Annotated in this window: 25 protein-coding genes and 1 pseudogene; 13 read left to right on the forward strand and 13 right to left on the reverse strand. The window is 62.5% G+C overall.

Annotated features, from left to right (window positions below):
- Positions 1 to 11: 11 nt before the first annotated feature.
- Positions 12 to 1148: a glutamate--cysteine ligase 2 gene (locus tag AC6CH8_RS07710; RefSeq protein ID WP_420179785.1), complete on the forward strand. Its 1137-nt coding sequence runs from the start codon at positions 12 to 14 to the stop codon at positions 1146 to 1148.
- Positions 1149 to 1242: 94 nt separating this feature from the next.
- Here AC6CH8_RS07710 and AC6CH8_RS07715 read toward each other — a convergent pair whose 3' ends face one another.
- Together AC6CH8_RS07715 and AC6CH8_RS07720 are read right to left on the reverse strand one after the other, a co-directional pair.
- Positions 1243 to 1644, reverse strand: a complete 402-nt coding sequence (locus tag AC6CH8_RS07715; RefSeq protein ID WP_011773069.1) for a VOC family protein — start codon at positions 1642 to 1644, stop codon at positions 1243 to 1245.
- A 19-nt stretch (positions 1645 to 1663) separates the two neighbouring features.
- A complete protein-coding gene (locus tag AC6CH8_RS07720) occupies positions 1664 to 2104 on the reverse strand; it encodes a helix-turn-helix transcriptional regulator (RefSeq protein ID WP_044567994.1) in 441 nt (146 codons plus the stop codon).
- A 26-nt stretch (positions 2105 to 2130) separates the two neighbouring features.
- Here AC6CH8_RS07720 and AC6CH8_RS07725 point away from each other — a divergent pair, with 26 nt between their 5' ends.
- The 6 genes from AC6CH8_RS07725 to AC6CH8_RS07750 all read left to right on the forward strand — a co-directional run bounded on the left by AC6CH8_RS07725 (position 2131) and on the right by AC6CH8_RS07750 (position 7662).
- Positions 2131 to 2748, forward strand: a complete 618-nt coding sequence (locus tag AC6CH8_RS07725; RefSeq protein WP_498189747.1) for an alpha/beta hydrolase — start codon at positions 2131 to 2133, stop codon at positions 2746 to 2748.
- A 206-nt stretch (positions 2749 to 2954) separates the two neighbouring features.
- Positions 2955 to 3956 (forward strand): LacI family DNA-binding transcriptional regulator, encoded by a 1002-nt coding sequence (locus AC6CH8_RS07730; protein ID WP_498189748.1) that lies wholly within the window; start codon positions 2955 to 2957, stop codon positions 3954 to 3956.
- 8 nt (positions 3957 to 3964) lie between these two features.
- Positions 3965 to 4696, forward strand: a complete 732-nt coding sequence (locus tag AC6CH8_RS07735) for an HAD family hydrolase (RefSeq protein WP_091464727.1) — start codon at positions 3965 to 3967, stop codon at positions 4694 to 4696.
- 31 nt (positions 4697 to 4727) lie between these two features.
- The gene (locus tag AC6CH8_RS07740) at positions 4728 to 7082 is read left to right on the forward strand and encodes a glycoside hydrolase family 65 protein (RefSeq protein WP_498189750.1); all 2355 of its coding nucleotides are present in this window, start codon (positions 4728 to 4730) and stop codon (positions 7080 to 7082) included.
- 112 nt (positions 7083 to 7194) lie between these two features.
- A complete protein-coding gene (locus tag AC6CH8_RS07745; RefSeq protein WP_498189752.1) occupies positions 7195 to 7509 on the forward strand; it encodes a hypothetical protein in 315 nt (104 codons plus the stop codon).
- 9 nt (positions 7510 to 7518) lie between these two features.
- Positions 7519 to 7662 (forward strand): hypothetical protein, encoded by a 144-nt coding sequence (locus AC6CH8_RS07750; RefSeq protein WP_498189754.1) that lies wholly within the window; start codon positions 7519 to 7521, stop codon positions 7660 to 7662.
- Positions 7663 to 7853: 191 nt separating this feature from the next.
- Here AC6CH8_RS07750 and AC6CH8_RS07755 read toward each other — a convergent pair whose 3' ends face one another.
- The gene (locus AC6CH8_RS07755) at positions 7854 to 9338 is read right to left on the reverse strand and encodes an MFS transporter (RefSeq protein WP_498189756.1); all 1485 of its coding nucleotides are present in this window, start codon (positions 9336 to 9338) and stop codon (positions 7854 to 7856) included.
- Positions 9339 to 9465: 127 nt separating this feature from the next.
- A complete protein-coding gene (locus AC6CH8_RS07760) occupies positions 9466 to 9930 on the reverse strand; it encodes a MarR family winged helix-turn-helix transcriptional regulator (protein ID WP_498189758.1) in 465 nt (154 codons plus the stop codon).
- A 129-nt stretch (positions 9931 to 10059) separates the two neighbouring features.
- Here AC6CH8_RS07760 and AC6CH8_RS07765 point away from each other — a divergent pair, with 129 nt between their 5' ends.
- Complete coding sequence (locus AC6CH8_RS07765) at positions 10060 to 10395, forward strand: hypothetical protein (protein ID WP_178992942.1); 336 nt, start codon at positions 10060 to 10062, stop codon at positions 10393 to 10395.
- Positions 10396 to 10488: 93 nt separating this feature from the next.
- Here AC6CH8_RS07765 and AC6CH8_RS07770 read toward each other — a convergent pair whose 3' ends face one another.
- Positions 10489 to 11280 (reverse strand): TspO-related membrane protein, encoded by a 792-nt coding sequence (locus tag AC6CH8_RS07770; RefSeq protein ID WP_498189760.1) that lies wholly within the window; start codon positions 11278 to 11280, stop codon positions 10489 to 10491.
- 111 nt (positions 11281 to 11391) lie between these two features.
- Between AC6CH8_RS07770 and AC6CH8_RS07775 the strand changes: the two genes are divergently transcribed.
- Positions 11392 to 11922, forward strand: a complete 531-nt coding sequence (locus AC6CH8_RS07775; RefSeq protein ID WP_420179793.1) for a MarR family winged helix-turn-helix transcriptional regulator — start codon at positions 11392 to 11394, stop codon at positions 11920 to 11922.
- Here AC6CH8_RS07775 and AC6CH8_RS07780 read toward each other — a convergent pair.
- The 6 genes and pseudogenes from AC6CH8_RS07780 to idi form a co-directional block, all read right to left on the reverse strand.
- Complete coding sequence (locus AC6CH8_RS07780; RefSeq protein WP_498189762.1) at positions 11917 to 13116, reverse strand: prenyltransferase; 1200 nt, start codon at positions 13114 to 13116, stop codon at positions 11917 to 11919. The genes AC6CH8_RS07775 and AC6CH8_RS07780 overlap by 6 nt on opposite strands.
- Positions 13113 to 13463 (reverse strand): lycopene cyclase domain-containing protein, encoded by a 351-nt coding sequence (locus AC6CH8_RS07785; RefSeq protein WP_498189764.1) that lies wholly within the window; start codon positions 13461 to 13463, stop codon positions 13113 to 13115. Before AC6CH8_RS07785 ends, AC6CH8_RS07780 begins: the two co-directional genes overlap by 4 nt.
- Positions 13463 to 15151, reverse strand: a pseudogene (gene crtI, locus AC6CH8_RS07790) (phytoene desaturase family protein); the annotation flags it as partial. The gene AC6CH8_RS07785 and the pseudogene crtI, both read right to left, overlap by 1 nt.
- The gene (locus AC6CH8_RS07795; RefSeq protein WP_420179796.1) at positions 15112 to 16035 is read right to left on the reverse strand and encodes a phytoene/squalene synthase family protein; all 924 of its coding nucleotides are present in this window, start codon (positions 16033 to 16035) and stop codon (positions 15112 to 15114) included. The pseudogene crtI and the gene AC6CH8_RS07795, both read right to left, overlap by 40 nt.
- Positions 16032 to 17216, reverse strand: coding sequence for a polyprenyl synthetase family protein (locus AC6CH8_RS07800; protein WP_498189766.1), 1185 nt, complete (start codon positions 17214 to 17216; stop codon positions 16032 to 16034). The genes AC6CH8_RS07795 and AC6CH8_RS07800 overlap by 4 nt, the downstream gene beginning before the upstream one ends.
- Positions 17213 to 17767, reverse strand: a complete 555-nt coding sequence (idi, locus tag AC6CH8_RS07805; protein WP_498189768.1) for an isopentenyl-diphosphate Delta-isomerase — start codon at positions 17765 to 17767, stop codon at positions 17213 to 17215. The genes AC6CH8_RS07800 and idi overlap by 4 nt, the downstream gene beginning before the upstream one ends.
- A 103-nt stretch (positions 17768 to 17870) precedes the next feature.
- Between idi and AC6CH8_RS07810 the strand changes: the two genes are divergently transcribed.
- Positions 17871 to 18458: a MarR family winged helix-turn-helix transcriptional regulator gene (locus tag AC6CH8_RS07810; RefSeq protein ID WP_498189770.1), complete on the forward strand. Its 588-nt coding sequence runs from the start codon at positions 17871 to 17873 to the stop codon at positions 18456 to 18458.
- A 26-nt stretch (positions 18459 to 18484) separates the two neighbouring features.
- Here AC6CH8_RS07810 and AC6CH8_RS07815 read toward each other — a convergent pair whose 3' ends face one another.
- Complete coding sequence (locus AC6CH8_RS07815; protein ID WP_178992951.1) at positions 18485 to 19303, reverse strand: CPBP family intramembrane glutamic endopeptidase; 819 nt, start codon at positions 19301 to 19303, stop codon at positions 18485 to 18487.
- Positions 19304 to 19477: 174 nt separating this feature from the next.
- Here AC6CH8_RS07815 and AC6CH8_RS07820 point away from each other — a divergent pair, with 174 nt between their 5' ends.
- From AC6CH8_RS07820 to AC6CH8_RS07830, 3 genes are all read left to right on the forward strand, one after another.
- On the forward strand, positions 19478 to 20596 hold the full coding sequence (locus tag AC6CH8_RS07820) for an EAL domain-containing protein (RefSeq protein ID WP_420179801.1): 1119 nt from the start codon (positions 19478 to 19480) through the stop codon (positions 20594 to 20596).
- 115 nt (positions 20597 to 20711) lie between these two features.
- Complete coding sequence (locus AC6CH8_RS07825) at positions 20712 to 22016, forward strand: glycosyltransferase family 87 protein (RefSeq protein WP_178992953.1); 1305 nt, start codon at positions 20712 to 20714, stop codon at positions 22014 to 22016.
- A gap of 34 nt (positions 22017 to 22050) precedes the next feature.
- Positions 22051 to 23313, forward strand: a complete 1263-nt coding sequence (locus AC6CH8_RS07830; RefSeq protein ID WP_420181103.1) for a glycosyltransferase 87 family protein — start codon at positions 22051 to 22053, stop codon at positions 23311 to 23313.
- Here the strand turns inward: AC6CH8_RS07830 and mptB are convergent.
- Positions 23310 to 24788 (reverse strand): polyprenol phosphomannose-dependent alpha 1,6 mannosyltransferase MptB, encoded by a 1479-nt coding sequence (gene mptB, locus AC6CH8_RS07835; protein WP_420179803.1) that lies wholly within the window; start codon positions 24786 to 24788, stop codon positions 23310 to 23312. The two genes, AC6CH8_RS07830 and mptB, sit on opposite strands and share 4 nt — an antisense overlap.
- Positions 24789 to 24846 lie beyond the last annotated feature (58 nt).

Consider the following 24846-nt stretch of genomic DNA (forward strand, 5'->3'; position numbering starts at 1 on the left):
GAGGGGTGGCTATGCGTACGTTTGGCGTCGAAGAGGAACTACTAATTGCCGATCCGGTGGACGGCATGCCCCTGGCATTGGCCGCCGACATCCTGGATGTGGCCTCCCCTGAAGGCCCGGAGTCAAACCCTCAAGGGCCTTCGCTGAAGTCGGAGTTCAAACAGGAACAGATTGAGGTCAACTCGCTGCCCTGCCGGACTGCCAAGGAACTCAGGGCCGAGATCCGCGCCGGGCGGGCGTTGGCCGACTCTGCTGCCCTGGCTGTCGGGGCGCGGGTTGCCGCGTTGGCCACCCCGCCGGTCTTCCATGCCACGCCGACTACGGGCAACCAACGCTACGCTGCCATGGGCGCGGAATTTGGTTTGATTTCCCGCGAGCAACTCACTTGTGGCTTCCACGTCCACGTGTCCATTGAGTCGCCGGAGGAGGGAGTTGCAGTCCTGGACCGGATGCGCCATTGGCTGCCGGTCCTCTTGGCGCTGAGCGCCAATTCTCCGTTCTGGATGGGCGCCGACACGGGGTTCGCCAGTTACCGCACGCAGATCTGGAACAGATGGCCCACGGCGGGCCCCATGGATGTTTTCGGCTCGGCGGACGGCTACCGGGCGGTGCTTTCAGAGTTGCTGGGGACCGGAGTTCCACTGGATGAAGGCATGATCTACTTCGACGCCCGCTTGTCCAGGGGACACCCGACGGTGGAACTTCGGGTTGCCGACGTCTGCCTCTACGCCGAAGACGCCCTCACCATTGCGGTCCTCGCACGTGCTCTTGTGGAAACGTCGGCAAGCGAGTGGCGCAAGGGGGGCCCGCCGTCGAGCACTTTGACGCCGGTAATCCGCATGGCCAACTGGAAGGCCAGCCGTTTCGGCATCAACAACCAATTGCTGCACCCGCTGGAGCAGGCGCCATATGCTGCCGCCGATGTGGCCGGTGCCCTACTCCGGCACATCCGACGGGCATTGACTGAATCCGGAGATCTGGCGCTCGCGCGGACAGGGGTGGCGAACATCCTCCGGCGCGGAACCGGCGAGCGGCTGCAGCGGCAAGCTTATGGCCGGCGGATGCGGCTGTCCGACGTCGTAACTGCGGCAATCACATCCACGCATCAGGACGGCGAGCGGTCGGATGCCAGCCTGATTAGTCTCTGACAACAGAAGAACGACGACGGCGGCACGTCGCCGTGGGTGCCCACGGTAACGTCCCGCCGTGCGTGCTTACGGGCTGTGAACCCTGCGAGGATGGTTAGCCCTGATTGATGCGGATCATGTTGCCCGAGGGGTCGCGGAAGGCGCAGTCGCGCGGGCCCCAGGGCTGGTCGATGGGTTCCTGGAGTACCTCGGCGCCGGATGCGCGCAGCTTTTCGAAGGTGGCGTCGAGGTCATCCGTGGTGAACACGAGCATGGGCATGACGCCCTTGGTGAGGAGTTCCTGGATGGCGTCGCCGTCGGCCTGTGAGCGGCCTGCGTGCGGCGGGGAAAGGACCAGCTCAAGATCAGGCTGGGCATCGCTGCCGATGGTGACCCAGCGCTGGCCGTCCGAGCCGACGTCGTTCCGAACGTCAAAACCCAGGGCGTCCCGGTAGAACGCGAGCGACTCATCGACATCGTTGACTGTGACGTGTGCGTACTTCAATGAAATGTTCATGAATCACACGCTATTGCAGCTAGGACGCGGGCGCTTCTTCAATCCTGCTCAGGTTTTTGTTACCTGTTCGTTCAGGACGGGTGTGCTGTTTGGCGATGCAGTTGGGCATGGCCTTCACGGCGTGGTGCTCCCGGGCCCGGTATTCGCTGGGGTTGATTCCCACAATCTCCGTGAAGCGGGTGCTGAACGAGCCCAGCGAGGTACAGCCGACTTCCATGCAGGCATCTGTCACGCTTGTTCCTGCGCGGAGTAGGGCCATGGCGCGCTCAATGCGCCTGGTCATGAGGTAGTTGTACGGCGATTCGCCGTAGGCGGCTTTGAACTGGCGGGAGAAATGTGCGGGAGACATCAGTGCGCCGGCGGCCATGGTGGGCACGTCCAGCGGACGCGCATACTCGCGATCGATGAAGTCGCGGGCGCGCCGCAGATGGGCCAGGTTGGCCAGTTCCTGCGGAGTCATGGGCACAGTCTACTAGGCTCGTCCCCATGGAATCAGTGGTGTGGTCGAAGCCCGAAAACCAGCGCAAGGGCACGCCGTTGCTGGTGATGATGCACGGGTATGGCACCAGCGAGCAGCGTATGGTTGACCTCTTCCCGCACCTTCCCGGCGAGTTCACCTGCGCGGCACTTCGCGGCCCCAAGAGCATCGGTGACCACTACGGCTGGTTCCTGCTGGACTACTTCCTGACCAACGACTTCGCGGATGTCATCGCGTCCACCAACTCGGTGTTCAACTGGATCAACTCCGTCAAGGACAACCACAGCAGCGTCAGCCTGCTGGGCTATTCGCAGGGAATGGCAATGGCCAGCACGCTCCTACGCCTGCGGCCCAACGCGTTCAAGGCAACAGTCGGGCTGTCCGGGTTCGTCCTGGACAACGATCTCCTGGCCCTGAGCGAGTCCTTTGACGTCCCGCCACCGTTCTTCTGGGGACGGGATAAGGCCGATCCGGTCATCAACGAGGACGCCATTGCCCACACGGAGGAGTGGTTGGATGCCAACGTCGCACTGACGGCGCGGACCTACCCTGGGATGGGTCACAGGATCGAGCCGCCCGAATTGGTGGATGTGAGCGCGTTCCTGAAGTACTACGTCTTGGGTTAAGCCCCAAGGATTAGAAGGCATCCAGACCACGGAATCAAGCTTTCGCCGAGATTCGCGTCACAATATCGCATTCGACCACACTCTATTGAATGACAAAATTGTAAGCGCTTACACTTTTGGCTGGTGTCCCGGTTAGGGGCTCACGCGAAGGCGTCAGGCGAGGATGGAAAGGGTTGAGGCCGTGTTGCATGGTTAGGACTCACAGAGTGACAATCCAGGACGTAGCCGTTCTCTCCGGGTTGTCCATTTGCACGGTGTCCCGGGCCCTCAGGAACCTCCCCAACGTTTCTGAAAAAGCCCAGCGACAGGTGGCGGAAGCCGCCAGCAAACTTGGCTACAAAGCCTCCGCCGCAGCGTCCAGGCTGGCCGGTGGGAGCACGGGTTCGGTGGCCATCGTGGCCCCGACCGCCACTGCCTGGTTCTTCGCCCAGGCCGTGGAAGCAGCAGAGGAAGTCTTCGGCGACAGTGGCTACGACACAGTCCTGATCAGCCTGCGCAATAAGGCCAGCGTGCGGCAACAGTTCTTTGCGGATCTGGGAAACCTGGCGCAAAGAGTGGATGGGCTGCTGCTGCTCAATGTTGACCTCGCCCCCACAGAAGTGGAAGCGTTGGAAGCCTGCGGACTGGCAGTGGCCAGCGTGGGCATGCGAAATGTTCCGTGGGACAATGTAGGTATCGATGACGAACACGCAGCCTGGCAGGCCACCCAACACCTGCTGGGGCTGGGCCATTGGGACTTGGCAGTTCTCTCGAGCAATGAACACTCCGTTGTGACTGAGACTCCACGGTTCCGTGGCTTCAAACGTGCGCTGGATGATCACCACCTCACCGTCCACCCGGACCTTGTGGTGGGAGCCGGGCCAAGCATCGACGACGGCAGGCGGGCAATGACTGAACTCATGACCCGCGGCGGGAGGCCCACAGCAGTGTTCGCCCACTGCGACGAGGCCGCGTTCGGTGCCCTGATGGCACTGCGTGAACACGGCCTTTCCGTGCCCAAGAATGTATCCGTGATCGGCATAGACGATCACCCCATGAGTTGGTTCCTGGGCCTGAGCACCGTGGCGCAACCCGTTGCCGACCAAGGCGCCTTCGCAGCAAACCTGCTGTGTGAACGCCTGCTGAATACTGAAACCCCCCATCAACCCTCCAACCACCTGCTCGATACCAAGCTCATCGAACGCAAGACCACGCGCCACAAGCGCTGAACGGAACAATGCATATGACTGATCTTCGTAATGCCTGGACTGGCGCCTCGGCGCTGTTGTTCGACCTCGACGGCGTGCTGACGCCCACTGCCGTGGTGCATGAGCAGGCGTGGCAGGAGCTTTTCGACGGTTACCTGGCCGCAACGGGCCATCCGCAGGGCTACCAGGAGAGCGACTACTTCGATCACATCGATGGCAAGCCCCGATTCGACGGCGTCCGTGACTTCCTGACGTCCCGCGGCCTCACACTGCCCGAAGGGCCGGTTCATGACCACCCGGACAACGAGACCGTGCAGGGCCTGGGCAACCGCAAGAACGCGATTTTCAACGAGATCGTGAACTCCCGCGGCGTTGAGCCGTATGAGGGCTCGGTCAAGTTCATCAACGCCGCAGTGGAACTGGGTCTCAAGGTGGCTGTGGTGTCCTCCTCGCGCAACGCGCCTGCGGTACTGAAGGCCGCCGGGCTCGACCACCACTTTGAGGTGGTCGTCGACGGTCAGGTTGCTGCCGGCGTCGGACTTCCCGGTAAGCCAGACCCGGCCACCTACGTCTATGGAGCAAGCCTGCTGGGCGTGCCTGTGGAGGAATGCATCGTGGTTGAGGACGCAGTGTCCGGCGTGCAGGCCGGCGCAGGAGCCAACTTTTACGCCGTGATCGGCGTGGACCGCGGGGCGGGCCGGAAAACCCTGCTCGACGCCGGCGCCACGCTGGTGGTGGACGACCTCAACGATCTTCTCTGACCCTACTTTTTTCGAAGGACTTCAACAGCCCATGGCACTCATCAGCTCCGATCGGCTTCGCTTCCCCTGCGAGCCCTGGAAGCTCGTAGAGAATATCCACGTCCCCGGTGACGAGGGAACGCTGGAAACGCTATTCGCGCTTGGCAACGGCCACCTTGGTATTCGTGGCTCGCATTCGACCGCCGGCGACGGCGAGCTCCCCGGCACGTTCATCAACGGCTTCCATGAGATTTGGGACATCAAGCACGCCGAAAATGCGTATGGCTTTGCCCGGACCGGCCAGCGGATCGTCTACGTGCCGGACGCCAACAACTTCACGGTCTCCATTGATGGCGAAGCCCTGAGCCTTGCCGAATCCACGGTGCTGGACTATCACCGCAGCGTGGACTTTTCCACAGGGGTCTACGAGGAAAGCATCACCTGGGCCTGCCGCTCCGGCGCTACCGTCACGACGGTGGAGCGTCGCGCCGTAGGCTTCGATTCCCGCGGATGTCTTGGCTTGGAACTGTCGCTGACAGCTGACCGCGACGTGTCCGCGGACATTACCTCCGGCGTCGTGAACCGCCAGGACCAGCCTGTGGAGGACCACTCGGTCCACGACCCCCGCCGCTCTGGCCGGCACGCGGGCCGGGTCTTGCTGCCGTTGCACCTCCAGGGCACCGACGGCTCGCTTCGCCTGGCATGGGAAACGTCCGAGTCCCGCCAGCGCGTCGCCATGGCCGTTGACCACTGGATTTCGGCTGAAGGCCAGCCCTTCGAGACCTTGGTGGCGGAGGACGAATCGTCCGTCCGCTACGTTTTGGCCATTCACGACGGCGACACTTTCCGTTTGGAGAAGTCGGTCAGTTACGTGGTTGCCGGCTCCTCTGACGCCGAAGACCGTGGTGAAAGCCTCGCGGCGGAAGCCGAAGTGAACCTGGTGTCCTTCTCCGACATCCTGGCCCAGAGCAAGGCCCACTACGCCGAATACTGGACCACGGCGGACATCTCCATTGGCGGTCAGCCGGAGATGCAGCAGGCGGTGCGCTGGGGTTTGTTCCAGTTGGCACAGGCTACTGCCCGGGCGGGCGTTGCGGGTATCCCGGCCAAGGGTGTGAGCGGTTCCGGTTACGAGGGCCACTACTTCTGGGACCAGGAGGTCTACCTCCTCCCGTACCTGACCTACACCAATCCCTGCGGTGCGCGGAAGGTGCTGGAATCGCGGCACGCAATGCTGCCGGACGCGCGTGTCCGAGCCAAGGAGCTCAGTGTGGACGGTGCACTGTTCCCGTGGCGGACCATCAACGGCCTCGAAGCGAGTGCCTACTACGCCGCCGGTACTGCCCAGTTCCACATTGCCGCGGCCATCGCCTTCGCCGCCAACCGATACCAGTGGGCCAGCGGCGATGACACCTTCCGCGGCGAACTCGGCGCAGACCTGCTGATTGAAACAGCACGCATGTGGGCGTCGCTGGGCTTCTTCGGCAAGGACGGAATGTTCCACATCCACGGCGTCACCGGCCCGGATGAGTACACGGCCGTGGTCAACGACAACCTATACACCAACGTCATGGCGCGCTTTAATCTGCGGGCCGCCGCCGCTCTGGAACACGAGGGGATCGCGGAAACCGAGCGCATGGTGTGGCGTCAGGCGGCCGAGCGGATGTCGCTCCCGTACGACCCGCACCTGGAAGTCTTCAGCCAGGACAACGACTTCATGACGCTGGAGCCGTGGGACTGGAATACACCCAAGTCCAAGTACCCGCTGCTGCTGAACTTCCACCCCTTGGTGATTTACCGGCACCAGGTCCTCAAGCAGGCTGACACCGTGCTGGCCATGTTCCTGCAGTGGCAGGACTTCACAGCGGAGGAAAAGCAGCGCGCTTTTGACTTCTACGATCCCATCACCACCGGCGACTCCACCCTGTCCGCCTGCGTGCAGGGCATCATGGCGGCTGAAGTTGGGTACGGCGACGTCGCGTTGAAGCACTTCACCGAGGCACTGTTCATCGACCTCGACAACTCCCACGGCAACACCATCGACGGCGTCCACATCGCCTCCACTGGCGGTATCTGGAGCTCCTTGGTGTGCGGTTTCGCGGGCATGCGGGACCAGGGCGAGGTGCTGCGCTTTGATCCTCGCTTGCCCTCGGAGTGGGAAGGCCTGTCCTTCCGGCTCAAGGTGCAGGGACGCCTGCTGGCCGTGGACCTCTCGCAGGGGTCCATGGCCCTGACAGTTGTACCTGGTGAGGACTACAGTGACGAGCCGTTGAGGATTGATGTGCGGGGTTACGACGTCACTGTTGGCACGGTCACCGTCACCGTGCCGCTGGACACCGTACCCGTCCCGCCGCCGTCGATCTTCCCCAGCGTCTTCCCGACGGCGGGCCTTCCGATCATCCGTTAAGCCACCGGTGCCGCGACCCGCCTCAGGATGCCCGCGACGTGTGGTCCTCAATAAGGCCACTCGCCGCGATCTCCCGTAGCGAATAGATGGCCCTGGCTGCCGAGTCTTTGTCTTGGAAACAGATGGAGAGAGCGAGTTCCGTCCCGTCGCCATCGACGAGTCGGACGCGGCAATCACCTCCGGATTCTTCGAACAACTCAAAGTGGCCGGCCATCTATGCGGCGCCCCGTTCCGATATCTCTGCGGACGCCTTTGCTCCGGGCGTCCCTTGCGGAGCCGCGGCGTTTCGACGCCGTTCCAACTCGCAGTTGATCAGCTCCAGGAGCGCTTGGGCCGGTTCGGACAGGTGGTGGGTGTCGGGGGAACCCAGCTGGTCGCAGTGCAGGAGCACATGGCGGATCCGTTCCAGTTCCCGGGATGGCACTAAAGGCCAGCGGTGAAACAACTGCCTGACAGCTATGGCGCCAAGAAGGGCGTCGGGTTTGTTGGACCCACCGTGGCTTCCATGGGTGGCGGCTGCTCTTCGTCGAGCAACGCTGGCCGCGGAAGGCGCGGCCCCGTGGGCCAGGAGGATCTCTGACTTGAGGGAATTGGGGGCCAATGCGGACCTCCCTGATGAGTGCGAAGGAAGCCGACTGCGTGACTATGAAATTAGCTTACAGAATGTGAGTTATGTCATGTCAATCATTACGTGAGTTGGCCGCCGTCGTAATTCATAGTGCCGCGGCACAAGGCGCCGCCACCCGTGCCGGGGTGGCGGCGCCTCTGCGTTTATCCGAGATGGATGTGGGGAGTGTCCTCGGCGCCGCTGAAGGTCTTGCGGTCGATCCTGATGAGGAGCAATGCAATCGGGGCGATCAGTACCGCCACTCCTGCCGCCCATAGGAACACCAGTGAGTAGCCCGAGGTCAAGGCGGCCAGTGTCCCGCCGCCGACTGCGGCCGTGGCCGCGGCCGCAATGGTGCTGAAGAGCGCGATGCCCAGCGAGCCGCCGATCTGCTGTGACGCGTTGACCAGTGCGCTCGCGACGCCGGCATCGTCCTTGCTCACTCCGAACAGGGCCAGGTTCTGCATGGGTACGAAGACCATTCCCAGGCCGATGCCCATCAACACCAGCGCAGGCAGCATGTTCACGGTGTAAGTGCCCTCGGGTGTGACCTGGGTGAGCCACAGCATGGCAGCGGCCATGAAGACAGGCCCCAAGGCGCTGGGGATTCTCGCACCCAACCTGGGCAGGTTCTTCGCAACGAGGCCCGCCGTGACAATCAGGACCACCGTCATGGGCAGCGATGCGATTCCTGCGGCAAACGGCGCAAAGCCCAAAATGATCTGCAGGTAGAAGTTGATGAACAGGATGCCGCCGATCAGCACTGCCCCCGCCAGGAACGACGCCAGGAAGGCTGCCGCGCGGTTGCGTTCCGTAGCGACACGCAGCGGGAGCAGTGGATTCTTGACCTTGCGTTCGACGGCGACGAACAGTACCAGCAGCACCGCACCTGCGGCGATGAAACCCCACGAATCGATAGCGCCCCAGCCATGTTCGGCATTGGCGAAGCCGTAGACCAGGGAGCCCAGCCCCAGTGCGGCAAGAACGACGCCGGGCCAGTCGTATTTGGTGGAGCCACCGGCTTTGCTTTCACTCACCAAAGTCCAAACGCCGATGAGGGCGATGACGGCGATGGGGACGTTCACGAAGAAGCACCAGCGCCAAGAGACGAACTCGGTGAGAAAACCGCCGAGCAAGACTCCGGCCGCCGCGCCCACTCCGCTAATGGAGCCAAAGATGGCGAACGCGGTGCCACGGTCCTTGCCTCCCGGGAAAGCAACCGTCAGAAGCGCCAGCGCCGCCGGCGCGAGTAGTGCTGCGAAGATACCCTGCAGCGCTCGTGCTCCGATAAGTTCCCACGGCTGCTGCGCAAGTCCCCCGATCAGGGACGCGATGGCGAAGCCTGCCGAGGCTGTGATGAAAGTCCGCTTCCGCCCCCAGAAGTCCGCGATGCGCCCCCCGAGCAGCAGGAAAGCTCCGAAGACCAGTGCGTAGGCCGTGACCACCCATGCCCGGGTCGAGTCGCTGATGCCCATCTCCATCTGGAGGCGGGGGAGTGCCAGGTTCACGATGGTGCCATCCAGGACAACCATGAACTGGGCCAGGGCCAGGAAGGGGAGGGCGCGCCAGCCGACCCCCTTTTTGTTGTGTTGACCTTGTTTGCCGCCTTGACCCAAAGAGCCCGGCGTCTCGAGTAGTTGTGATGCCACGCGTCACCCATTCTTGTAAGTAGTAATACTTATGAAAGTATAAGTACTTTTGGAGAGGCGTGTAAGCCGTAGGGGAGTGACTTACGTCCTAGTGATGTTCTGGTTGTGGGGTTTGTGCCAGTTCGGTTTACTGTTCGGGTGCCTGTTCGGTTTCGGCTAGGAACGAAGCCAGTCGCTTCAAGGCGGGCAGGCTGGCCGCGATCTGTTCACGCTCTTCGGGAAGCAATCGTTCGCTGGCTTTCGTCAGCGCATCAGCCCATGCACCCTCGAGGAGTGACTTGATGCGCTTGGATTCGTCCGTGGGGTGGAGGGAGACGTACCGCTTGTCCGCTGCATCCTTGACTCGCGTGACCAGGCCGGCAGCCACCAGCTCGCGCAACTGGGCGCTTACGTTGCTCAGTTGCCTCCCCAGGCGCGCGGCCACCTCAGCAACGGTGACGCCAGGGTGGCTCTCGATGACCCTAAGGATCTCCAGTACGCCGTTGGATATGGGACGGAGGCCTGTTTCGTTGAGCGACTTGCGCCGGATGTCGGACGAGATATCGATCATGCAGACGGCCAACGCCACGTGGTCCACTGGCTTTTCTCCCATCCGTCAAGCATAGGTGGGTGCAATAGTGGAGCCATGATCAGCCGGCAAAAGCTCTGGGACGACGAAGCCGCAGGCCAGTACGACACTCCTGGCAAAGGGATGTTCTCGCCCGATTGCTAGGCTGGACTCATGACCCGTCGCCTTGCCGCCCTGACCGCCGTCCCCTTGTTGCTACTGCTCGTCGGCTGCGGAGCCGTGGAGGAAGCAGCTACAAGCGCAGCCAGCGACGCCGCATCGAAGGTAGCTACGGCCGCCGCCGATGAAGTGACCAAGCAGGTGTGCGCTGTAGTCCAGGACGGCTTGGTCAGCGTTCAGGACAAGCAGTTGCTTGCCGGCTTGGTCTCGGCCGCCGGTGCTGCCGGCGTTCCCGCTGAAATCACGACGCCGTTGAACCAGATCGCAGAAGCCGGGGACGAAGTGCCGGCAGAGTCGGTTCAGGCCCTCAAGGACGCCTGCGCACCCTAACCCCTGAATCCCGAGCTTATCCGTGTGACTCACCGCTGTGCGGGTTGTGCAGCGAACTAGTGCGGGTTTCGCAGCCGGGCCAGCACCCGGAAGCTAGCGCCCTGCCAGCACCGCCCGCGTCCGCACTGTGATTGCAGCACCGAGGACCAGAGCAGCAGCAACAGCCGCTGCGATCGCCGTCGGGAGTGACTCGGGTGCATTAGCGCTGCGGCCCACCGTAATCCACATGAGGCCCCACGCGATGGCGGCCGCCAAAGCGAGGCGCCCGTGCCCCTTGATCGCCAAGGCGATGCCCACCACGGCAACCACCACCAAAACGGCGACGGACCAGACCTCGGGACGCAACCCGAAGCCCCCAAATCCTGAGGCTTTCAAAGCAGCAGCAATGTTGGCACACACGGCCACGCTGGTCCAGCCCAAGTACAAGCCCAGGGTTCCGTCAACAACAACAGCCTCAACCCATGAGCCGGCCGGGCTCTGGCTGTAGCGCAGGAAAGCCAGCGCAAGGGTCATCAGCAACGCCAGGATCACCAGGACGCTAAGCAGGAGCCAGCCAGCCTGCACGGACAAGATCCACGCAGCATTAAGGATCATGGACACGGCGACGATCCAACCAAGCGACCGCTGCCGCATGCTGGAGCGCTGGGATGGCAGCCATTGCCATACCGTGAAAGCGGCAAGCCCGGTGTAAACCACGGACCAGATGGAGAACGCCGGGGTCGCGGGCGCCAAAAGGGTTGAATCGGCGGCCAAAGCGCCGCCGGCTGCCTGCGCGATAGGCGTCCCGCCGAAGACGCCAACGCCGATCATCGAACCAACGATGCAGACCACCAGGCTCACGGTGACCGTGATTTGCCGCAGAATATCTGAGCTTCGGGTAGCCATTTGCTGAGCCTCTTTCCTTGTGGGATGTGCGGTGTCATGCATTCACGAGGTACGTGACCTAGTATCAAAATGCTAGTGAAACGAGCTTTACGCTTATCGAAGGAATGTGGGATGGACTCGGAAGGCCACGCAAAGGGCTATTGGTACGGGAAAGACCCGGGCCAGAAGGCCATTGCCATTGATGTCCTGAACGCCTTGCGGGATTACCGCGCCTCCGAGCAAGCGATGCGTCGCAGGACCCGCTCGTCCATGGGAATGGGAGAGAAGGATCTGTTGGCACTGCGCTATCTCTTCGAAGCCGAGGCCGCGGGCAAAGTGATGAAGCCGAAGGATTTGGGCGACAAGCTCGGCATAACGTCGGCGTCCATGACCACGCTGATTGACCGTTTGGTGGAGTCCGGCCATATTCGGCGCGAACCCCATCCCACTGATCGTCGGGCATTGATCCTGAAGGCCACTCCGGGCTCGGACCAGGAAGTGCGGCACACTTTGGGCGGAATGCACCGCCGGATGCTGGACGCGGCGTGCGCCCTGAGCCCTGACGAGTCGCAGGTAGTGGTGAACTTCCTGCAGCACATGCGTGAAGCGTTGGACACGATCGACGAAGAACCTGAGGCGCCCGAACAAACGCCGCCTTCATGACGCGAGGCTCCACTGCAGGATAAAGATGAGCGTTATCAGGAATCCTGAACCGTAGTTGAGCCAGATGAACCGCCGCCATGCCAAATTGGTGCGTGCCGCCGTCGTATCCGTGACGTTCCAGTACGGGGCGCAGTTGACGATGTACGGCACGGCAATGATCGCCGCGAGCGGCCCCGGCCAAGGCGTGGCCAGCATGGCCAGTCCAGCAACAAGCCAGAGTCCGACGGCGAGCCTCACCGTCCGGCGGGCACCGATGACCGTTGCTATGGAGCCAATGCCGGCTTGCCGGTCGGGTTCAATGTCCTGAACCGCGCCGAAGGCGTGTGCGGCCATTCCCCACAGGAAAAACGCGGCCAGCAGGATCAGCAGCCCCGGCGTCACGTCAGCGCCGGCCAATGCCAACCCGACGACGGCGGGACTGACGAAATGCGTGCTCGACGTCAGCGAGTCCAAGACGGGGCGTTCCTTGAAGCGAAGTCCTGCGGCCGAGTAAGCCACCACGGCGAATGCACTTACGGCCAGGCTGACCCACGCGCCAGGCCCACCAGCGAACGCCAGTACCAGCAGGAACGGAATGTTGGTGATCGCCGCGAGCCACAGCATGGGCCGGTGAAGGTGCGGCTGGAGGAGCGCGCCTTCGATGCCGCCCTTGCGCGGGTTCTTGAGGTCCGACTCATAATCAAACACATCATTGATGCCGTACATGGCCAGGTTGTACGGGATCAGGAAGTAAAACGTGCCAACGATCAGAACCCAGTCGATCTCGCGGGTAGTCAAGAGCATGGCGGCGGCAAACGGGTAGGCAGTGTTGATCCAACTGACCGGTCGTGACGCCAGCAGGGCTTGGGGGACGAGGCTTTTGAGGTTGGATGAACTGGAACCCTTACGCTTGCGCGTCAGCCACATCCACAAGCCAGGTAGCGCCACGACACCCGCCAGCGGATAAGCGAAATCCTCGATGGGTGCCAAGCCAATCTTGAGGCCGAGGATATGCGAAGAGTCGTAGTGGAAGAGCTCCATCCCGATCATGACGGAGTCGAACACGGCCGTGAGGACGGCCAAGGCCGCGAACGCGAGTCCTAAGGCTTTCCAGTGCTTGCCAGCCTCACCGGGCCGGGCGCCCTGACGAGCGAAGATCACGCCGGCAACGGCTGCCGCGGCGATGAAGGCGAGCGCGAGCCACAGGTACGTCATACGGTCTCCCGCTCTTTCTCACGGCGATTGACCGGTAAGCGGTCAAGCAGTCGCCGCGCGCCTGTGTACAGAACCATCGTGCACAGCACCAGGAAAATCAGGAACACGGGTTCTTCAATGGGCAGCTCCGGCGCGAGCAGCAACCCCGTAGCGATGGTGCCTTCCCCGCGCAGGAAGATCCCCAGTCCGATTCCGGCCAGGTCCCACGCAAGAAGGAACAAGAGCCCGACGGCGGTCACGATTGCCGCTGCTTTTGCGTCCCGCCAGAAGAACAGTCGGAAACGGTGGTCGAGCAGGAGCATGCAGGTGATACCCAGCAGCAATGAGACCAAGTAGAGAACACCCATTAGCCAATCCTGCTAGCTACAGGCCTCACAGTGGTAGGGCCGGTGCTGTGATCGCCGCGGATTCGCTTCAACACCAGCTCGGCGCTGATGAGGCACATGGGCACACCGACACCCGGTGCAGTGGTGGCGCCCGCGTAGTAGAGGCCGCGAACACGTTTGGACGAGTTCTGGGCCCGGAACATCGCGCTTTGCCGGAGGGTGTGTGCCGGTCCCAGCATGCCGCCCCGCCAAGAGTTGTAATCTCGTGCGAAGTCGGCCGGTCCGATGGTGTGCCGGACCACCACGCGTTCGCGGAGGTCCGGAATGTTGGCCCACTGGGCGATCTGGTCGATTGCGGCGTCGGCAGTCCGCTCGATCAGCACATCGCCGCTGCCATCAGGTCCACCCGCTCCCAGGGATGGGTCGGCGGGGATGGGAACCAGGACAAAAAGGTTCTCGTGGTCCGGTGGTGCGACACCGCCGTCGGTAGCACTGGGCTTGCAGACGTAAATGGACGCGGGATCCGGAATGCCCGGTTCTTCACCGAAGATTGAGGCGAAGTTTGACTCCCAATCCCGGGTGAAGAACAAGGAATGGTGGGGAAGGTCCGGCAGCGCCCCCTTCACCCCCAACATCACCAGCACTGCTCCGGGCCCACTGGTGCGGCTCTGCCAGTACTTTTTGTTGTAGCTCCGGTCCCTAACGCCCAGGAGCTGGGTTTCGGTGTGGTGCAGGTCGGCGCCGGAGACCACCTGGTCCGCAACGCTGTAGTGCTCTGCCCCGGAGTTGTCGCGCCACTTAACGCCCGTGACTTCGCGGCTGTCCTTGCCGGTAAGGCCAGCGGGAAGGTTCAGGCCGTCAAAGCGCCCCAGTTTCTTGGTGTGCGTGGCTTCGCGCGTGGTGATCTTGAGGGCTTCCGCGCCCGTGTGAATCCTGACCCCTGCGTCGAGCGCCAATGCTTCGAGGCGCTCCACGAGGGCCCAAAAGCCGCCCATCGGGTACTGCACGCCGTCCCCGAGGTCCAAAGCACTCATCAGGTGGTACATGGCCGGCGCATCGGAGGGGTTGGTGCCCAGGAAGACTGCCGGGTAGCCCAGAACCTGGCGGAGCACTGGATGCTCGAATCGCTGGGCCACGTATTTATCGAGGGGCGTCAGGAGCAGCTGCGCGAGCTTGGGAAGGCTGCGCATAACCTGTGGTTGAAGCAGCGCCTGGAGCTTGGTGAACGGGTTGTAGAGGAAAAACCTTTCGGCCATTTCCGTGGTGTGCCGCGCAGAAGCGAGGTAGGAGTTGAGCTGTTTGGAGCTGCCGGGCTCAACTCGCTCGAAGGTTTCCAAAACCTGGTCACTGCCAAACGGGACGGTGAGCGGGTCGGGCCGCACGCCGTCGTGGTTTGGTTCGCTGAAGATGCGGTACGCAGGGTTGAGCGTCCTGAGGTCCAACTGTTCGGCGGTGCTGGTGCCGAGCAGATTGAAGAAGTGGTCGAAAACGCCGGGCATCAGGTACCAGGAAGGGCCGGTATCCCAGCGGAAGCCGTCCCTCTCGAGGCTGCCGGCACGGCCGCCCACCTGGTCACGCTGTTCGAGGAGCTGGACCTCGTGTCCTTCGTGGGCGAGTAGCGCGGCGGTGGCAAGCCCCGCGATGCCACCGCCGATCACTACTGTCCGGGTCATCGGTGCAACTCCATCCAGGTTGAGGCGACGGCACGAGCGGCAAGCCCGGCTTTCACGGGATCCGGTACACGGACCCGGGAGCGGTAGAGTTCGTCCACGGTGGTCTGTTCGATCCTGTCGGTGAGCGCTTGGAACAGTGCCAGCGCGCTCCGGACAGCAGCCCTGGCGTCGCGCGGAAGCATTGGAATGACGGCGTTGGCGTCGGCAAGCTGCGCCCGAATGGTGCTGACCCAGCCCATGCGGTCGCGGTCCTCAAGATGGTCTGCGGTGCCAAGGTAGCTGCGCCCCAGCCGGGTGGTGTCGTCCGCAAGATCCCGGAGGAAGTTGATGTTCTGGAAAGCAGCGCCCAACCTGCTGGCGCCGTGCTCCAAAGCCGCAGCGTCGCCGTCGTCGATCTTCTCGTCCCGCATGAAGACGCGCAGGCACATCAGCCCCACCACCTCCGCGGAACCGTGGACGTAACCGTCGTGGGCATCGGCGTCGAAACGGAGCGGTGCGGGCGGGGCCGCATTTCTCTCAAGTAAGTCAGTGCGCTCGCCGAGGTCCATGCGCATGGAGTCAAAGAACGGATCGATGAGCGAGTCATCGATCCCCGCCGCGCGGGCCGTCTGGGCGAATGCGTGGATGATGAGGTCGCTGCTGTAGCCGAGTTTGACGGCCCGGTGTGTCTCATCAATGAAGTGCGTCAGGGCGTCGCACTGCTCCTGGTAGCTCAGGCCGGCTTCCGCCGTGACGCCGTCCACGAGTTCGTCGGCCACCCGTACCAAGGCATAGATGTTGCGGACGTGCTGGCGGTGCCTGGATCCCAGCAGCCTGCATGCCAAACCGAACGAGGTGGAGTATGCGGAGATGACCTGGTTGGCGGCGCGCTCGGCCGTCCGGGTGAAATGCGTCAATGAGGTATCGGTGGCGACAGTCATGATTGCCGTCCTTCCAGCTGTCCCGCGAGGTCAAGCAGGACGTTGCGTACGCTTGCCGGGATGGTGGTGGTCAGCTGACTGTTGAATGCCTGCATTTGTTCCTCTATAAGGCCTTGGACGAATGCCTCGGCTCCGCAATCGCTGAGATGCCGGCGGACGTGCTCGCCGTCGCCGACACTGAGCTCAGGCTTGCCGAAGAAGGGCTCGATGTCCGGCCAAGCGTGCGTTGTCCGTGCATGAGCGATGATGGCCGTCTCCTTGCCCTCGCGGAGGTCCGAAAAGGGATCCTTGCCGTGGCGGCGAGGATCCCCGAACGTGGACAGGAGGTCGTCCTGGAGTTGGAAAGCCAGCCCAAGATGCCTGCCGGCGGTTGCGAGCGAATTCTCGACGGCGAAGTCGGCGCCGGCCAGCGTAGCGGCGGCACGGAGCGGGAGCTCGAAGGTGTACGTGGCGGTTTTGTAGCCGCACATCACCAGGATGGTCTGGAGGTCCGGGGCTATGACGCCGTCACCAAGGCCCACATCCAGTTGTTCGCCGGCCACTGTCTCGTTGATGGTGTGTTCCAGGAGGTCGAGGAGCCGCAGGCGAAGCTCGTGCGGGAGATCCGCCCGGGCGAAGGACTGGTGCGTAGCCGCGAGGAGCATGTCGCCCATGAGTATTCCGCCGGTTTGGGCCCAGTGGAGGCTGCTACCGGCGCGGGTTCCACGAACGCCGTCCGCGCCGTTAACGCCGTCCGCGCCGTCCGCGCCGTCCGCGCCGTCCGCGCCGTCCGCGGCGTCCGTGCGGGCGGTTGCGGAGGCTTCCGCGAGGAGGGAACCGATCAGGTTCGGGTGCCCGCGTCGGACAAGGTCGCCGTCGATCACGTCATCGTGCAGCAGGAAGGCGTAATGCAGGAGTTCAATGGCGGCGGCGATGCTGATGGCGGTCTCGCGCTGACGTGAGTGTGCGGAGTCGTACTGTTGATGCCGCTGGCAGAGGGCGTCGTACGTTTCCATCAGTAACAAGGGCCGGACGAACTTGCCGCCCAAGACGTTCTGGCCCGCGAGCGCCCAAATCCTGGCGAAGTCCGGGCCATAGGCGGTCGCTGCGCTGGCCCTTTTGCCGATGAGTCCGCTCAACTCGTTTTCGATCGCAGTGCAAAGATCGGTGCGGCCGCGTACGGCGCTTGAGGTGATGGTCATGCTTCGGCTCCAGCTTGGAGTGGCAATGCGTTCGCCTCGAGGAGCTCCGGGAATTGAAGCCCGAGCCACGGGCTGAAAGCGGACGGTGTGTGTTCCAAAGCATCGGCCAGCAGTGCGGGTGAGATCCAGGCCCAGTCCGCTACCTCGGCGGGATTCGGCTTCAACACCCCGGTGATGCGGGCTATGTAGACAGGGCAAATTTCGTTTTCCACTATGCCCGTTGGATCTACTGCCCTGTATCGGAAGTGGGGGAGGACCAGTTCAATTCTGTTGGCGTCCACTCCGAGTTCGAACTGCGCGCGTCTAAGAACCGCATTCTCGAACTCTTCACCGGGGCCCGGGTGGCCGCAGAAGCTGTTGGTCCAAACACCGGGCCACGTTTTCTTTTCAGGTGAACGGCGGGTCAGGAGAACTTCCCCGGCGTCGTTGAGCAGGTAGCAGGAAAAGGCGAGGTGGAGGGGCGTATCCAGTGTGTGAACTCCTGCCTTGGGAGCCTCGCCTATGGGCGCCCCGGCGTCGTCAAGGAGGACCACCATCTCTGTCGCGTTCATGTTGCGCCTTCCTCCACACCCTGTTTCTGCCCGAAACCTGAATATTGCTAGACAAGCTAGAAGAAAGGCTACCATGTAGGAAGTTAGGTGTAACATACCAAACATGTCCAGTCCTGAAGAGATACCTGAAGAAGCCGGGACCCCGGTTTCCGCTGGCATCTACGATTTGGACGCCAACGATCCTCATCAGGAACTGGTGGATCGCTCCGACCTCTCCGACGCGGATGTCCAGCAAATCAGCGACGTAATGGCAGCGCTGGGAAGATTGCGCGAATCCGAACAACGCCTCTCCGACGCCTCGCTCCGGTACATGAAACTCAACCAGTCCGACATGCGTGCGCTGCACTACCTGATTGTCTGCGCCAACCATGGCGTGATAGCCACACCAGGCGCAATAGCCTCCCGGCTCAATATCTCGACAGCCTCAACCACCAAGTTGCTCGACCGGTTGGAACGCGCCGGCCACGTCACGCGACGCGCGCACCCCTCCGACCGCCGCGCCCTCGCCATCGCCATCACACCCGAAACGCACGAGGCCGCCATGAGGACCGTTGGGCGGCAGCAGGCCAAACGGTTCATCGCTGCGGCCAGGCTGAGCCCTCCCGAGCGGGAATCGGTGATTCGATTCCTCGACGACATGGCACAGGAGATCGAAGTTTCAGATGAAGCGTGGGCAGGCTCGGGGACGTAGGCCCGCCGCCGATTCAGCAAGCCGGACTAGTAAAGGAAGATCGGCAGCCAGTCCCGGTTGTGTGCATGCACCAGCGCGAGGAACAGCACGAAGTCGAACAGCAGGTGCACGGACACCACGTACGTGAATGACTTGGTGAGCTTGAAGGTGTAGCCCTGCAGCAATGCGAACGGGAACGTCAGGAGTGGACCCCACGACTGGTAGCCGATCTCCCACAGGAATGACGAGAACACCACAGCTTGTAGGAGATTGGCCAGCCAGTCCGGAAAATGCTGCCGCAGCAGGGTGAAGGTGGTGCAGATGAAGAACAATTCATCCCAGATACCCACGGCGTTGACGCCAAGGAAGAGCCGCCAGAAGATATCGGGATCGGAAGCATCCGGCCAGTTTTGGTAAACACCTGTCCGGATCAGGTACACCGGCAGGATGAAGTAACCGAGCGCCACCACGCCTATCAGGTACAGCTTCGCTGCCAAGGGCCACTTGCGGCCGGTGTTCACGGGAAATTTGATGATGTCCTCGCGGTAGGCGAACCGGGACACCAGCCATGGCACCAGCACAGCCAATGCCAGGGCGCCGCCCATGAGGGCCATGTGCTCTGTGCTGAGGTCGGCGTTGAGCGGTACCAAGCTGAAGATGGTCATGCCCGCCGCGATCAATGCGAGGTGTCGCATCAATCGGTGGTCGATGAAAGCCGCGGTGGCCACGCTCGCCAGCAGCAGGCCATAGCCGAGCAGCTCGTTGCCCATCGCAAAGAGCGGCACGCCGGACAAGGAAAGCAACGCCGCCGGCAGCAGCTTCCAACTGAGTGCGGTGCGGGGTGATTCCGTTGAAATGGATGTCACCCCTCCAGCATGTCAGGGCTTGTCGTCCAAGGACACGTTTTCCCTTGTCAGGAGTCATTGCGGTGTCTCGGATGCTCTGATTCCTCTGTAAGATTCGTGACAAGGCCCACACGTTTTCGTGGAGGTCATGTCATGGCTGGCTTTGCCAGTGGGGGACACACAAAGGAATAATTAATGGCTCAAGACGCGGGCTCTTTTAAACCGGAAAGCGGCAGCTCACCGAAGGATGGCGCTGCGGCGGCCGATGACGCTGTTGTGGCGCCGGCCAGCGAAGACATGACCATGCGCGAACAAGTGCTGGATATCATTGAATCCATCCTTGCCGACAGTGATGCCCGGAGCGAAGGAGCGAGGAAAAACCTTCGCGCGTTGATTGAGGCACGTCCCGACGACCCGGAGCGTGCGTTGCTGGAGCACTTGCTCGAGACCCGCAAGCCGCCGGGTTCAACGGCCAAGGTCCCGGTTCAGCGTGAAGTTGCCAGCCTGCACTTGGAGTCCTCGGACACAGCCCGGACAGTATCGGTCCCTGTTAGCCATGAGGTCCGCGAAGGCATCCAGTCGATCCTGGCGGACAAGCTCTTGCTGACAGCTTTCCAGCCCGTCCATGCACTGCCTGGAGGCGAGGTGGTGGGCGTAGAGGCGCTGACCAGGTTCGTTGGTGAGGATGGGGCCGGAGCCGATGTGTGGTTCAACGAGGCCGCAGCCGCGGGATTGGGCACGGAACTCGAAATTGCCGCACTGCACTGCGCCCTGACGGCAGCGCACGACGTCCCGGACAACATGTCCGTGGCGCTGAACCTCACCCCCGCAACGTCCAATGACCCCCGAGTGCGGAATCTTCTTGCTGCAGCAGCACTGGCTCCGGACAGGATCATTGTTGAACTGACGGGCAGCCTGGAATCCGTGGAAGGGCAAACCGGCGACGACGGCCTGGGGCCACTGCGAACCCTGGGCCTGCGGCTCGCCATCAGTGCGTCCGGTGCAGCTTTGGTTTCCATGGAACGGATTGAACAGCTGCGCCCCGACATCATCAAGCTGGACCGTCATTTGATTGAGGGAATAGAAAGCAGCGACGGTCAGAAAATCCGGGCCAGGGCCATCGTGGAACTGGCGCGGGAGATCGGCGCGGACATCATTGCAGAAGGCATCGAAACTGCAGCCGAGCTTGATGAAGTCACCGCGCTGAAGGTCACAGCAGCGCAAGGCTACCTCCTGGGCCGCCCCTCCGTTCACCCGTTGGATTGGTCCGCATGGAGCATACGCGCGCAGACGGAAGCCCAGCCCGCAGGGTAAGCAACTGCCGGGCGTTTGGGTGTCTCGCGTAAAGTAGCATGCGGGGGTTTTTCGGTCCCAAGAAAATTGGGGATTGCTGAGGCAAGGACCCACCTAGCCAGGAAGTTCTTCGTTGATGGACAGTTTTTTCAGTAAGCTCGCGGAAATCCGCGGTAAAACAATCCCAGCGAGGTTGGCGGCACGCATGAACTCCCCGCGGGGCCTGCTGTGGGGCTTCGTAGTGATTCACCTGGTGTTCCTGGTCTTCGGGGCCGTGCTCTCGTTGCGTGGCGAAGCCTTCAGCGACACCTTTATCTACCGTGAATGGGCGCTGGCCGGATTCGACGAAGCAAACCTCACCGGGGGACCCAGCCCGTGGGTTTACCCCATCCTGGCGCTGATTCCCATGGGCCTGGCAGCTGTAGCCGGTCCTGGCCCTTTCTTCTTCCTTTGGGTCCTGCTCACCACGCTGCTGAACGGATGGGCGGTGCTCAAACTCACCGACCGCGGCCGCCGGCAGGAAGCAATCCCGGCTGCCTGGTGGTGGCTGGTATTCGTCTTCCTCATGGGTTGGTTGGGCTTCGCCCGCGTTGACGGACTAACTGCCCCCATAGTGCTCGTGGCCCTTGTTTACGGTGTCACCCGGCCCTTCGTCGCGTCGGTCCTGCTGAGCATCGCCACCTGGGTGAAGGTGTGGCCCGCCGCCGTGATGCTGGCCCTGTTCGCAGTGGTCAGGAAACGCCTGCACGTTGTGGCGGCAGGAATTGCGACGACGGCGGTTGTGGTTGGGCTGGCAGCGGCAGTTGGTGCCGTTCCCAAGCTGCTGAACTTCCTGACACAACAGGGAGATCGCGGCATGCAGCTCGAAGCGACCTTCACCACCCCATGGCTGTGGTTGTCGGTCCTCGGCGTCGGGGATTCCCGCATGTATATGAACACTGACATCAACTCCATGCAGGTGGACGGACCCGGCACTGCGTTCATGTCCGTGCTGATGCAGCCCCTCCTCCTGCTGGCAGCGGCCGCCGTCGCGGGTTTGACCTTCTGGGCCCTGCACCAAGGCAAGCTCAACGGCGGAGTGGACCGGACAGAACTCCTGCTTTCAGGAGCCCTCACGCTGGTGACCGCGTTCATCGTTTTCAACAAGGTGGGTTCACCGCAGTTCATGGTGTGGCTTGCACCGGCTGTAGCTGTAGGGCTGGCGCACAACTGGAAAGAGTGGCGCGTTCCGGCCACCATGCTGATAGTGATCGCCGTTGCCACCTACTTCATCTACCCGCTCTTCTACGATGCTTTGAGTCACAACAATCCTTGGATGGCCCTGGTCCTGAGCATCCGCAACGTCCTGCTGGTGGTCCTCTTCTTCTGGTCGGCGCGTCGCCTGTATTCACTGGGCCGTAAGCCCTCCGTGGTCAGTGCACCAGCGGGCAAGGAGCACTAAGATTTCCGCGACGTTCTTCGACCAGCTGGTCCGTATCCGCAGCCGTGTCCTTCCTCCCGCAGTTGTAGCGTGGTTCGCCCGCCCCTCCAGCGTGTGGTGGGGATTCGCCGTGGTGCATTTCTACTTCCTGTGCTGGATGGCTTCTTTCTTCCTCAGCGGCAACACCTTCAGCGACACTGAGCAATACCGCCAGTGGGCGATGGATGGCTACAACCCGGAGAACCTCAACGGGAAGATCAGCCCCTGGGTTTACCCCGTGCTGGCCCAGATTCCCATTTTCCTGGCGGGGATTGCCGGTCCGGACCTCTACTTGCTGATGTGGACCCTGCTGATCACGGCCCTCAACGCGTTGGGTCTCTGGTACCTGACGCGTGGCCCACGGCGGGTCACCGGGATCGCGCCCGCATGGTGGTGGCTGTTCTTCACAATGTTCATGGGATACCTCAGCTTTGCCCGCGTTGAAGGCATCACCACCTCCATTGTTTTGATTGCCTTGATTTGCGCTGCCCAAAGGCCGGTTGTTGCCTCCGTCCTGTTGAGCATCGCAACGTGGATCAAAGTGTGGCCTGCAGCGGTGCTGGTACCCATCATCATCGCTTCCCGCAACCGGCTGCAGATGATCGCTGCCGGGGTGGGCGTCACCGCCGTCGTAGGGTTAGGAACCTACCTCGCTGGTGGCTTCAGCCACATCCTGGACTTCCTGATCAACCAGGGCGAGCGCGGCATGCAGCTGGAAGCCACTTTCTCCACGCCCTGGGTGTGGCTGAGCGTCTTCAACATCGCCGGATCCAAAATGGCCGACAATACAGCCATCAACTCCACAGAGGTCTACGGGCCCGGTGCCGAGGTTGCGGCGTTCCTGATGCAGCCGCTGCTGATAGTTGCCGCGATTGCGGCCGCCATCCTCCTGATCCGTGCACTCAATCGCGGAGCGGAGCGCGAGGAACTGTTCCTCGAGGGTGCCTTGATGATGACCACGGCGTTCATCGTGTTCAACAAGGTGGGCTCGCCGCAGTTCATCATCTGGCTGGCCCCTGTGATCATTGCCGGCCTGACGCACGACTGGAACCGGTGGAAAGTGCCGGCTGCCTTGCTGATGGGCATTGCCATGACAACGTTCGTGATTTATCCGCTGTTCTACACCCCGCTCATCCACGCCCACCCGATCATGGCCGCTGTGCTGACCACCCGGAATGTCTTGCTGGTGGTGCTGCTGTGGTGGTCGGTGCAGAGGACGGTTGAATTGGGGCGGCGCGTGAACCGGGATGGCGCTCCGGTGGTCCCGAAAGCGCTTTAGCGGATAGTCGGAGGGCGGTGGAGCAGGCGACGGTCAGTCTGCCCCACCCAGCGCGACAGTTTGCCTTGGACCAGAAGCCTGCGGGTGTGGATGTCCAGGAACACCAGGTAGAACGCGAACAGAAGCGCGATGGCGAAGGCCAACGAGGACAGGTCCACGGAGACCTCCACGAAGGACCAGACTGACAACTGGTCCTGCGCACCGAACACCACAAAGAATGTCACGCCGACGTAGAGGCACCGCATCTGCCAGTCGTCCCTGATCCCCGTCACGGCCAGGAAGGGGACGAACCAGAGAATGTACCAAGGCTGAATGATGGGGGAGAGCAGCACGATGGCTGCGAAGGCAAGGGCCATGCGCCGCACCACGCGGGAGTGGTCTCCGCGGAACATCAGAACGAGGACCAGGGCGACTGCACCCCACTTCATGGCCGCTCGCAGGACGTCGGCCATCGCATTGCCCGGCAGCCCCAGGGCGTTGCCGAGGAACTCGATTTGCTGGCCGAGGAATCCCGACGGCGAGTAGCCGGTGAACCCGGGAGTGGGGTCCGTGATGGCCCACGCCCAGCCCAGACCCAGGCCGTAAGGGATGCCGCTGATCACCAGAACAGCGAAACTGATGCTCGCGGTCGCGGCCCAGATTCCGAACTTGCGCGGCCAGGACGCTCCGGCACCAGCCCACATCAGCCCGATGAAGGGAAGCAACAAAACGGTGGCCGGTTTGATTCCGATGGAAAGCGTGACCAACAGGATCCCCAGTAACGGCCGCTTGGTGGCTGCGAAGTAGGTTCCCGCTACCGCGAAGCCCACCATGATGGCGTCGTTGTGGGCGCTGGCGACGAAGCTGATGAGGAAGAGTGGATTAGCCACCGCAATCCAGAGCGCCCGGGCACCATTAATCCCGTGAAGCTCCGCGAGTTTGGGGACGTACACAACACACAACAGCACCCCGCCGGCGGCCAGAAGCCGGAACAGCAGGACTGAGACGTCCGGCTGGGCGCCCGTAATGGCCACCACGGCGTGGGCCATCCACAAGAAGTAGGGCCCGTACGGAGTGCGGGCTTCCGCCCAGGCCGGGTCCGCACCCAAGGCGAACCAGTTGTTCAAAGCCGAGATGCCGACGTCGTAAGGGTCTTGGCCCTCCATCATCAGGCGGCCCTGGCCTATATACGCATAGACGTCACGAGAATAGACGGGCACAGCGAACAGCAACGGAAGGGACCATGCTCCGATCGCTGCAACGATCGGTTTGAGGGAGTTCCCCTCCCAACTGCCCATCCGTTGTCCCAACCTCAGCCAGGACCGAACCAGTACCATGGCGCCCACGGTAAGGAGGACGGCGGAGATCGTTACTCCCCAGCCCTCAGTGCGCAGGGCAATGACTATGGGGTGGCGGATCATCGGGGATCCGTTGGCGATCCATCCGATGCCAATGGACCCTGCAAACATGAACAGTGAACCGAGGAACCCCTGCAAAATGGCGGGGTACGCTACGGGCTTTGTTGCAGGAGCTGCCGGCTTTGGGGCCTTCGTC

The sequence above is a fragment of the Paenarthrobacter sp. GQ52 genome (assembly GCF_059759005.1).